Annotated in this window: 4 protein-coding genes; 3 read left to right on the top strand and 1 reads right to left on the bottom strand. The window is 57.8% G+C overall.

What is annotated here, in order from left to right:
* On the bottom strand, positions 1-793 hold a 793-nt coding region (locus tag NUW23_01775), incomplete at its 3' end, for a hypothetical protein (protein MCR4424908.1).
* Between the two features lie 1,180 nt (positions 794-1,973).
* Between NUW23_01775 and NUW23_01780 the strand changes: the two genes are divergently transcribed.
* From NUW23_01780 to NUW23_01790, 3 genes are all read left to right on the top strand, one after another.
* Positions 1,974-3,215, top strand: coding sequence for a serpin family protein (locus tag NUW23_01780; GenBank protein MCR4424909.1), 1,242 nt, complete (start codon positions 1,974-1,976; stop codon positions 3,213-3,215).
* A 212-nt stretch (positions 3,216-3,427) separates the two neighbouring features.
* Entirely contained in the window at positions 3,428-4,645 is a 1,218-nt protein-coding gene (locus NUW23_01785) for an MFS transporter (GenBank protein MCR4424910.1), read from the top strand.
* A 765-nt stretch (positions 4,646-5,410) separates the two neighbouring features.
* Positions 5,411-9,479 (top strand): hypothetical protein (locus tag NUW23_01790; GenBank protein ID MCR4424911.1); only part of this gene is annotated, 4,069 nt, incomplete at its 3' end.

The following is a 9,479-nucleotide window of genomic DNA, read 5'->3' on the forward strand; positions in this document are numbered from 1 at the left end:
CCTTCTTGGTCTTTATTTCGGCATTCCTGTCTGCACTGACCTTGCCGTCCTTGTCAAACGGAACCTTCGTCTGCGCGGTGTCGATTATGGTGCGAACGACCTTGCCGTCCTTGTCAAATAGGGTGGCAGCCATTACGAGGTCAACTTGTGCAGCGGCAGCTTTCGACTTGGCAATCGATATTCCATGACCCAGGCCAAGCTTCACAGCTCCCTCTCGAACGGAGACAGCGTTCTTATGAGCTTCTTCTACAGCAGCGATGTAATCCTCGACAGTGATGGTAACGAGAGAAGCCAGTTCGGGGATGTCAGGCACAGCAGTGTGAGAAGCGTCACGGCGCTTGGTCTTCATAGACTTGATCTCGTTCACCGTCTTGCCGATCATCCATTTCTCAAGCTCAGCGATCTGCTCATGCCATTCTTTCTTGATCGGGGAGGCCTTGCGCATTCCATAGTCGTTGCCAAGCTCGACCTTGGTCTTGTATTCAGCAGCCAGGTCAGACGTGACCTTGAGGTCTTTGTCGAAGCTGATCTTGGTCTGAGCAGTGTCAATGGTGATCTTGACGACCTTGCCTGCTCCATCGAACGCGACCGCTGCAATAGTAGTGTCAACCTGAGCCACTGGAGGGACTACCTGCCCACTCTTGTCTACCGTCAGATCCTTGGAACTGCGGATGGAAGTGATGTGCCCAAGCCCCACCTTCGCGATAGAGCCCGCAGCTGACCCCGGCGCAGGCAAGGCAGCTAGACCCAAGACTGCCGTAATAAGTAGAAGACTTGATACTACCCTTTTCACGTCATATCTCCCCTTCTTTCCACAATGCGTTTGGACGCCACAAAATTATACCGCGTGACTTGCCAATACGCTATAGGATTTGTGATCCATGTTACAAATTGGGCTGCAGTTGGGACACCCTGGGGTTCTCGCACCTATCTCGCACTCCACCGTGCCGCCCTTACCCCCGAACTGTGGAGAAGACACTGTGTGGTTTCGCCGTGCCACTGTTTCTCCCGGGGTTGATGGACCGAGCATGTCTGGCTGTTGCTGTGGCCTCTTCCCCAGCAGCTTGCGCCCGGGTCCTGAATTCCCGCCTGATCCTTCGGCGACATGTATCGAGGACTCCCATGTCTCCGCCGCCCATTGTAGTACCATAGGCAATCCGAGACCAACGCGCAGGCATCCCCGAAATCCCGGAACTCGTGCCTCCCGTAGTCAGAGCGAATGAGGCCAGCTCCTCTGTCGCACTGCGCAGGTTACACTGCAGTCAGAACCTAGAATGCAGAGCTACATGCAAAGGAACCAGGCTACACGCATAATATCACAATATCCCTCCGATTGGACATGCACAAAGAAGCAATTGCGGTGTCGGTTTCTAAGAGACAGGGAGGTTGGGTGAGCCACTGGGGCCGCATCCCGAATACGTTTGCGGATGCTCGGAAGACCCTCAAGCCGTTGGGCGGGACTGGGGGACTCTCGGTGTGCTACGAAGCCGGATCGACCGGATATGGGCCTACGAGGATGCTCAACTCATGGGGTCGCTCCAGCCCGTAGCGAGGCCGGGAAATCACGGCGGATACTGTGGTTATCGAGGTCGGGGAATCCTTCTGATAACCTGCTCCTGGGCTGCGTCAGCTGGCAGGTTGTCGGGAACTGCCGCTCCTGCGGATGCGTCTTAAGGGTGAGGTTCCCTGCGCCTCTACGGGGGAGGCAGCGAACGCATGACAAACCAGGCGGGTGCGCCACGCGAAATTCCATGATGATCAGGATAACCTCTCAACCGGCAGGAAACGCATAGGTAGGCGCGAATAGTCCGTCAGTGCCATGCACATCGAGAGAGCGCTACGTAGCTGAATCTATCGCGCGGTACAACTTTGGGGGTCAGAAACGCTCAGAGTGTTTCAGCCTTGCGGTCACGGCGGGTGGTAGTTGCTGGCTGTCGAAACCAAGGAGAGGCAATAGAAAGCGAGGTCAGAATATGAAAAGAGCATCCATGATCTCGGGTGTCGCTGTCTTGTTGTTATGCGTTCTGGCAACGGTGTCCTGTGGCTTTGATGCCGGAGTGTCCGCCAGAAACAAAGCAGATATAGATTCCGTGGCCGCGGGGAATAACTCCTTTGCCTTTGATCTCTATAGCCGACTGGCAAGAGGCGAGGGCAACGTATTCTTCTCACCTTACAGCATTTCATCCGCGCTGGCCATGACCTATGCGGGCGCCCGCGGGGAGACCGCCAAGCAGATGGCTCATGTGCTGCATTTTAGCCTGGCTCCAGAGAGACTCCATGCTGCTCTCTCGGACCTGACGGCGATGTTCAATGATCCGGGAAGAGCCGCCTACTCTCTCTCTGTTGCCAATGCTCTGTGGGGGCAAGTCGGCTACACGTTCCGTCCGGAATTCCTAGACATCGCCGGCAGGTACTACGGCGCCGGCTTCAAGGAAGTTGACTACATAGATGATGCAAACCGCGAGCAGACCCGACAGACCATTAACGGATGGGTGGAGGCAAAGACCAACAACAAGATAAAGGACCTCATCAAGCCCTACGATCTTACCGCGCTTACGCGCCTCGTCCTGACCAACGCCATCTACTTCAAGGGGAAATGGGAGTTTCAGTTCAAGCCTGAGAATACGAAGACCATGCCGTTCCATATCTCGGACGAAGAGCAAGCAGACGTTCCGATGATGCACCAGATGGCGGAGTTCAGATATGCGGAGAACGACCAGGTCCAGATTCTGGAGATGCCCTACACGGGCGGCGATTTGTCGATGGTTATCCTGCTTCCCAAACCTGGATACGGAATTGAGGCTCTCGAAGGCACCATGTGCCCAGAGAATACTCGATCCTGGTTATCTCAGCTTTCTAGGGAGAAAGTTGAAGTGTTCTTGCCGCGGTTCAAGCTGGAGACGAGACTCCTGTTGAACGGGGGATTACAGGATCTCGGGATGATAGATGCATTCGATGAGTACGCAGCCGATTTCTCCGGCATGACTCCAGGTCGCGACTTGTATATAAGCAAAGTGATTCATCAGGCATTTGTCGAAGTCAATGAGGAGGGCACTGAGGCAGCCGCTGCCACAGCAGTAATGATGAGTGGCAAGTCAATCTTGCTGGATGTACCGCCTGTTTTCCGCGCGGACCGACCGTTTGCTTTCTTGATCCGTGATCTTCGTTCAGGAAGTATCCTGTTCATGGGTAGGCTGGTTGACCCGCGCGGTTAGAGATACATACGACTTGGTGCATGCGTTCATCTGCGCCGGAAGGGTGATTCTCTCTTTCCGGCCGTGCTGGCCCAGACCTACCATGAACAGATGGTGCAATCCGAGAGATCGAAAGACTCGGCGCAGCTCACGACCACAGACTCCTGGCGAGACGGGAGGAAGAGGGGCGAGGAGAGTCGAACCTTCCCGAAGGCCATGGACTTGCTGGGAAGGTGGTACACACGTCGCCCCGTAGGGAATCCCTGTTCACCAGAGACTTCATGTTGATCTGTTCGGCCACATTGCTGTTTTACGTAAGCCTTCACCTCCTGCTGCCTACTCTGCCTGTGTATGTCCTTTCGTTGGGTGGAGCCGAGAGCGACCTCGGGCTTGTGACCAGCATGTTTGCTTTTGCGTCGGTCTTCGCAAGACCCATCGCCGGTAAGCTTGCGGACGACGGCCACAAGAAGGGCCTCATGATCGCGGCATCTGTTGTTTTCCTCGTATCGACCTTTCTCTACTGTGCTCTTCCCTATATCAGAGCAGTGATAGGTGTACGGGCTCTCCAAGGGTTGGGTCTCGGGTTCTACTCCACAGGAGCAAGTAGCCTGGTGGCTGACTCGGTGCCCGAGGGAAGACGGGGTGAGGCTCTGGGCCATTTCATGATGGCCCCGAGCCTTGCGATGGCTCTCGGGCCGGCCTTAGGCTTATTCGTATCTGAGAGGTTCTCGTATTCCGCGCTTTTCATGGTTTCTGGGGTCCTCGCTGCGCTGGTTCTTATGGGCACTGTCTTTATTGGAACTCACTCGCAGAGTGGGACTGAGGCCGCCCGAAGGGGTAGGCCCAGCAGTCATCGGGCTCTGTCTTACAGCTCTGCTGGAGCCAGAGGCTCCTTCATCAATACGAAAGTGGTTTTCCCCTCGATAATCATAGCCTTAGGTGCTGCTACCTACGGCGCCATAGCCTCGTTCCTGGCGGTATACGCGCGATCAAGAGCGATCGAGAACTCCGGGTTCTTTTTCACCACCTTCGCGATGTCGATGTTCATCACGAGGAGCGTGGCCGGCGGACTCTCCGACCGCAGGGGAAGAGCAGCCGTGATAGCCCCCGGGCTGCTACTGGTGTCCATGGGCATGGCCATGCTGGGGTTGGCAAGCACTCGATCGTCATTCTTTGCGGCGGCGGCAGTGTTCGGAACAGGGTTCGCCGTGATGCAGCCAACCCTGGTTGCCCTCACTGTGGACCACGTTCGTGCGGACCAGCGTGGGGTCTCCCTGGCAATCCTTTTGGCCATGTACGACGTTGGTGTGGCTCTTGGCGGGCTGGCGGGAGGTGAAATCGCGGAACGCCTGTCCCTTGCGTCGGTGTATGTAGCCATGTCAGGCGTGGGCTTGGCGGCGTTCGTCATCTTCGTCATTGGGTACGGGCGGTACTGCCGCCACCCGTCGTAGACCTAACCTCTACCACTCGCTTGAATCGCTGGGCACAAGGCCGACCGAAGCTGGCGCCGATGCCTGGACTCAGCTCCTCCCGACAGCGGTTCCGACTTGAACCTGCGGATGCTGAACGAATAGACCAGCTGGAAAACTCGGCCGGTCTATCTGGTAATCTCCATCTCGTGATCGATTGCGATCTCGACGGTCCCGGTAGAAGAGTCGTTTGCCGACGCTTTGCCATACAGACGCACTGCGTGGAATGACAGCGATTTGAGTCGGGCTCCCTGAAACAAGACTCTGTCCTCTATCGCGATGCTTGTCACACCGCCCTGCTATCATCTCATCGTTTGGTGCCTGAACCAACTGCAGCCGTGGGCGGTTCATCCAACCGCTATACCCATCTGGGCTCGGAGGTTCACGATTCATGGTGTCACACAAGGTAGCATATTCGTTGGCGGTATGCACAAGGGTCCTCGGACCCACCCCGGCGAATCTGGGATCCTGTCGAGCGCCCTCGCCTAGCTGGGGGGCAAGGGTCGTCCTTGCGGAGATCGATGCGGAGATGGGTAATTCCGCAGCCTCGACGCAGACCTGTCGAGCTGGGATACAAGCTACCAGCCACCGGATGGCTCCAAGAAGATCGCCTGGCAGTCGACTCGGTTGAGCTATCTGCTCTGCTCACATTGCGTCGTATGCAGGATTAGTAAGAATAACGGCAAATAATAGCTGAGAATGCAATTTCGCCCTCGGCCCTGGGGCATTCGCCGGGAGAGGTTTTCAGTGAACAGAATCGTGGACGTTCTTGAAGCTCTCAGAACCGACAGGCGGCTGTCGAGGCATGCACGGACCTTGGCGCGAGTCTACAAGCGCCTCAGGAATGATCCCGAATCTCGAAACTGGGTGTTCTATACCATAGGCGACGCGGTCGACGGTGGCGACCCCGCATCCAACTTTCGGATAGGTCTTGCAGTTCGGCCTGCCGGAGTATCACTTCCCGGTTACGCCCTTGCAGTGGGGGTTGTTCCCCTCCACGGGACGGATAAACACGCACGCGTTTCCAGAGGCGTGCGCTACGTGATAAGGCGGCTTGCGTCTACCACAAGTGAGCCTTCTCCACATGGGCCTGGACCAGTGAACTACGTAGAGCGAGCTTATCCTTCCACGATTCCACCGATTGGGCTTGCCCACGCCCTCCTAGACGCTTGTTTAGAGTGGCGAGAGAAGCGGCGTACGCACTGTAACAATGGAATGCGCGCGTCATCAAGCGAGTCCTCGGTCGCTTCTGGGCTTGAGCGTCCGCAATCGCGCCAAACCTCCCTTTCGCGCATAAGGCGCAAAGGGAAGCGGCGTCTGGCACATGCATACAAAGGGCTAGCCCAGGAAGCAGTAGCTCCTAGCATCGACTGGCTGGAGAGCGGGTTCACCTCGATGCATCTGGTTCAAGTGGAAGCACCGTCACAGGAGTCTCTTGACCAATATGACAATGTCATTGCTGAGGCCATCGGGAAGACCCGGTTTCTCGGAGCAATCGAGATGCCCGATGACGCCGTAAGCTCCCTGATTGGCCTGATAGCGCACAGATTCGCGGACTCCTCGGATCACCGGACTTGCGCCGCTAACCTCGCTCGGACCTACCCGTGCGCTGTGGCTTACATGCTTGTCCATGTGGCCCGCAGCGAGTACGTAGAAGGAAAGGTATGGCCGGCGGTCGCCCGGCGTTTGGGGGGCATAGAACTGTGGCATGCGAGACTTCTCGGACCGAGCCTTGAGATCTGCCGCAAGCGACATTCGATTGCGGTATGCAAGACAGATCGCGCGCAACGATATGTGACTCAGATGCTTTTCCAGGGGGGTATACCAGACTCGTATATCCCCCAATTCATTTCCTACGTAAACGATCGTTTCGTAAGACGCGGGTACATATCTCCGGGCACCGTGGTATCTGAGTTGAGGAAAGGCCCAAGACGCGGCTACTGGTTTGATCGCCAACTCAGCGCGAGCCACGGGGCCATCCGCAGGCACGGAGACTACTACCACAAGGTGACCAAGCCAATCAGGGATTTCCTGATGCATGGAGGCGAGTGGGCTGAACTGTGGGTAGCTGTTACCGCCTCCGCAGTCGGATCCGAAAACGGCGTTCCGCCTCATCTCGCCAAGGTTGCCCCTTTGAGGCTAATGCGTGTGCTTCAGGATTCGTTGATGGCCGACATCGCGTCAGCGGCAGCCACCATGGACGAGCAATTGGCTGAGGAAGCGCCCGGCGGCCCGCACGACAGCGGCGGGTTGCACGCTCGCGCACGCCCGCGCCGCGCGGGCGCGGTGGAAGTGCGGCTTGACCTTGACACACTGTACCCTGCGATCCAAATTGGCGAGCTGTTCTTAGAAGGCGTGTTCGACGGCACCGCCGTGGTTGAGGCCGTGGTGAGAGGGATCGGGGGACGGCACCCAGTCTGCAGGAAGAGGCTGGAAGCACGAAAGACCGCCGGAGGGGCAGTTACGGTTCCCGCTGCTATCCCGCTTGCGAGCCTGGATGGACCGTTGAGTTTGGATCTTGAGTACGGGACATGCATGCTCTCGTCCTACCCCGTGACATCGATGGGCAATAACGATATCTGTTTCGTGTTCTCACAGACGGGCCGTCTGGTACATGAGGACGTTCTCGAGGGAGCCGCCGTGTGGATGCTGGTGCGTCAGGGAGCCGAGATCCTCCCAGATGCCGCAGTGCGGATGCGCGACGCGGTTCCCGGCGCAATTGGCCACGATCTGGCATTGCTGGACCTTCAAAGATGTGAGTCCGGCGAGGTTACGGTTTCCGACGGCATCCGTGAGAGGCGTTTGGGGGTACGGCCCGAGCTTGTTGATGAAGACGTGATTCTCGATGGAGGTGAACGCTCAGAGGGGGCCTTTTGCGGAGGTCGCCCCATCTTTCAAGGCCTGCTCCCCAAAGCCCGGTTTCGGTCTGCCCGGGGAGGCAGTGACTGCGGAGTCAATCTGCGGGAACTTCGTCTCACTATACGAACACTCGACGACGGAGCGATACGCGAAGTGAACCTTACGGAAGGCTTCGACGCGGTCGACGAACGGGAAGGGGCTGTCGACCTCAACCGGTTGCTTGAGACGTACGCCATCGAGAACGAACGCCCGCTTAAGGTGTCGTTGGACTGGCCCGACCGGTTCGGCATGCGTGGCCGCGCTGCAATGGTTCGCCTTCCGGGGCTTATCGTTGACTGGGGTGATCCGGTGCTAGTCCCGGAACATGGCAAGACAGCACTGGTTGACGTCATCGTACCGCCAGGGTGGGAGTTGGTCCCAGACGCCCCTGCGCGGATACGCGAGCGGTTCGATGAGGTTTGTGTAATCGAGTTCAGGTCCGACGTTGTGGCAATCTGCGGAAGCCTGACCTCAGGCGGCGAGAGACTTCGCATAGCCTTTGAGCCGCCAGCGGTTCGGTGGAGACTCGAGGGGTCTTCCGACGGCCAGCCGCGTCCATGTGTTGCGGCAGAGGCGTGGAGCTCGGCTGCGCGGGACATTTGGCTAGAAGACATAGATCACCTCGTCTGCGACACCCTTTCGACCATGTTTTCCGTGCCGGGGGTGCGTGCTGTAAGGCTTGAAGCCGGGGGCGTTCGCCAGCTCCAGAACGTCTCTCCTGGGACTCAGGTCGTAAGGTTGTCCCTAGGTAAGCTGGCCGAAGTTGCCCGTGGCCAGCCACCGAGCATCCCAGTCTACCTTTCTCTAATCGGCTCAGGACTATCGGAACTTGCCAAACTGCGTGTGGCCACTATCCACTCTAAATGGACGCCGCAGTCAGTAGATGGAGCGCTTGCGGAGGTCCCTGAGAGCCGCGGTCGGAAGGCGATCAGTGTAGCATGGGCGGGGATCACTCCCCGCGTCCACATGACTGTGACCATCGGCCCAGCTTGGAACCAAAGAGGGCATGCGTGGCAGGCTCAGATCAAGCCGGGTGCGTCCGGCTGTTCGTTTGATGTTGGAGAGGCGACCGCCGGGCCATACCTCATGATCATAGCGCCAGAGGAGGACTCTCTGTGGGTTCGTCGGCCCAACAGCAATACGGCCCCAGTCGATGAGTCAACCGTGTGCGAAGTGTGGGTGTCCGACGGACGTCCTCAGGTCCGGGGACTTAACGTAGTCAAAGAGGGTAAGAAAACACACTGCCACGGGACTGTGCATCCCGAGGCTGCCTGCGCCAATCTCATGGGTGCCGCGTTGTACGATTCCCAAAACGGACCCCATCTGGTGGAGGTGCCCATCCGCGTTCTGGGCGGTGGCAGGTTCGAATTCGTGATCGACGTGTCGGAACGCCCTCCAAGCATAGTGGGGGTCTGCACGCGCGGTTTGGACCCCCCGTATCGCTTCGTCGCCGTCGGGCAATGTTTGTGTGCCATGGAATACCTGACTGGAGACTCCGCCGCCTCATGGGCTGCCCGAATCAAGCACTTGGGTGAGGGAATACGAGTTTGGATCATCCCAGAATCCTCCGCTCCCATGATGGTACCTTTCGTATTTCGAGAGAGTGTGCTAACGGCCATTGCCGGAGGACAAGCCGAGAGCGGATTCTCGCTTGGACTCATAGGTTACCCTGGAGCTGTCAAGCTCGTACGGGGTTCCGGCGACTCAGATTTCGTCCTTGAGACCCAGACTACTCTCGTCAGGTGCCAGAACCCCAATTGCCCGTATCCTCGCGACCTTATCCCTCAGGAGGAGTGGGATCGCAAGCATTACCCAGGGTGCAAACGGTGCAAGTCCGAATACCGCGTCGTCAAGGCGCGGCTGGGTATCGACTACGACCTGGCGCATCTTGCAGCGCGCACGTGCCCGGAAGGAGCCC

Source organism: Bacillota bacterium (genome assembly GCA_024655925.1).
GTDB lineage: Bacteria > Bacillota > DTU025 > DTU025 > JANLFS01 > JANLFS01.

What these genes read in the sequence shown, in the direction of transcription:
- NUW23_01780 (MCR4424909.1), top strand. Translation starts at nt 1,974, where the DNA reads ATGAAAAGAGCATCCATGATCTCGGGTGTCGCTGTCTTGTTGTTATGC.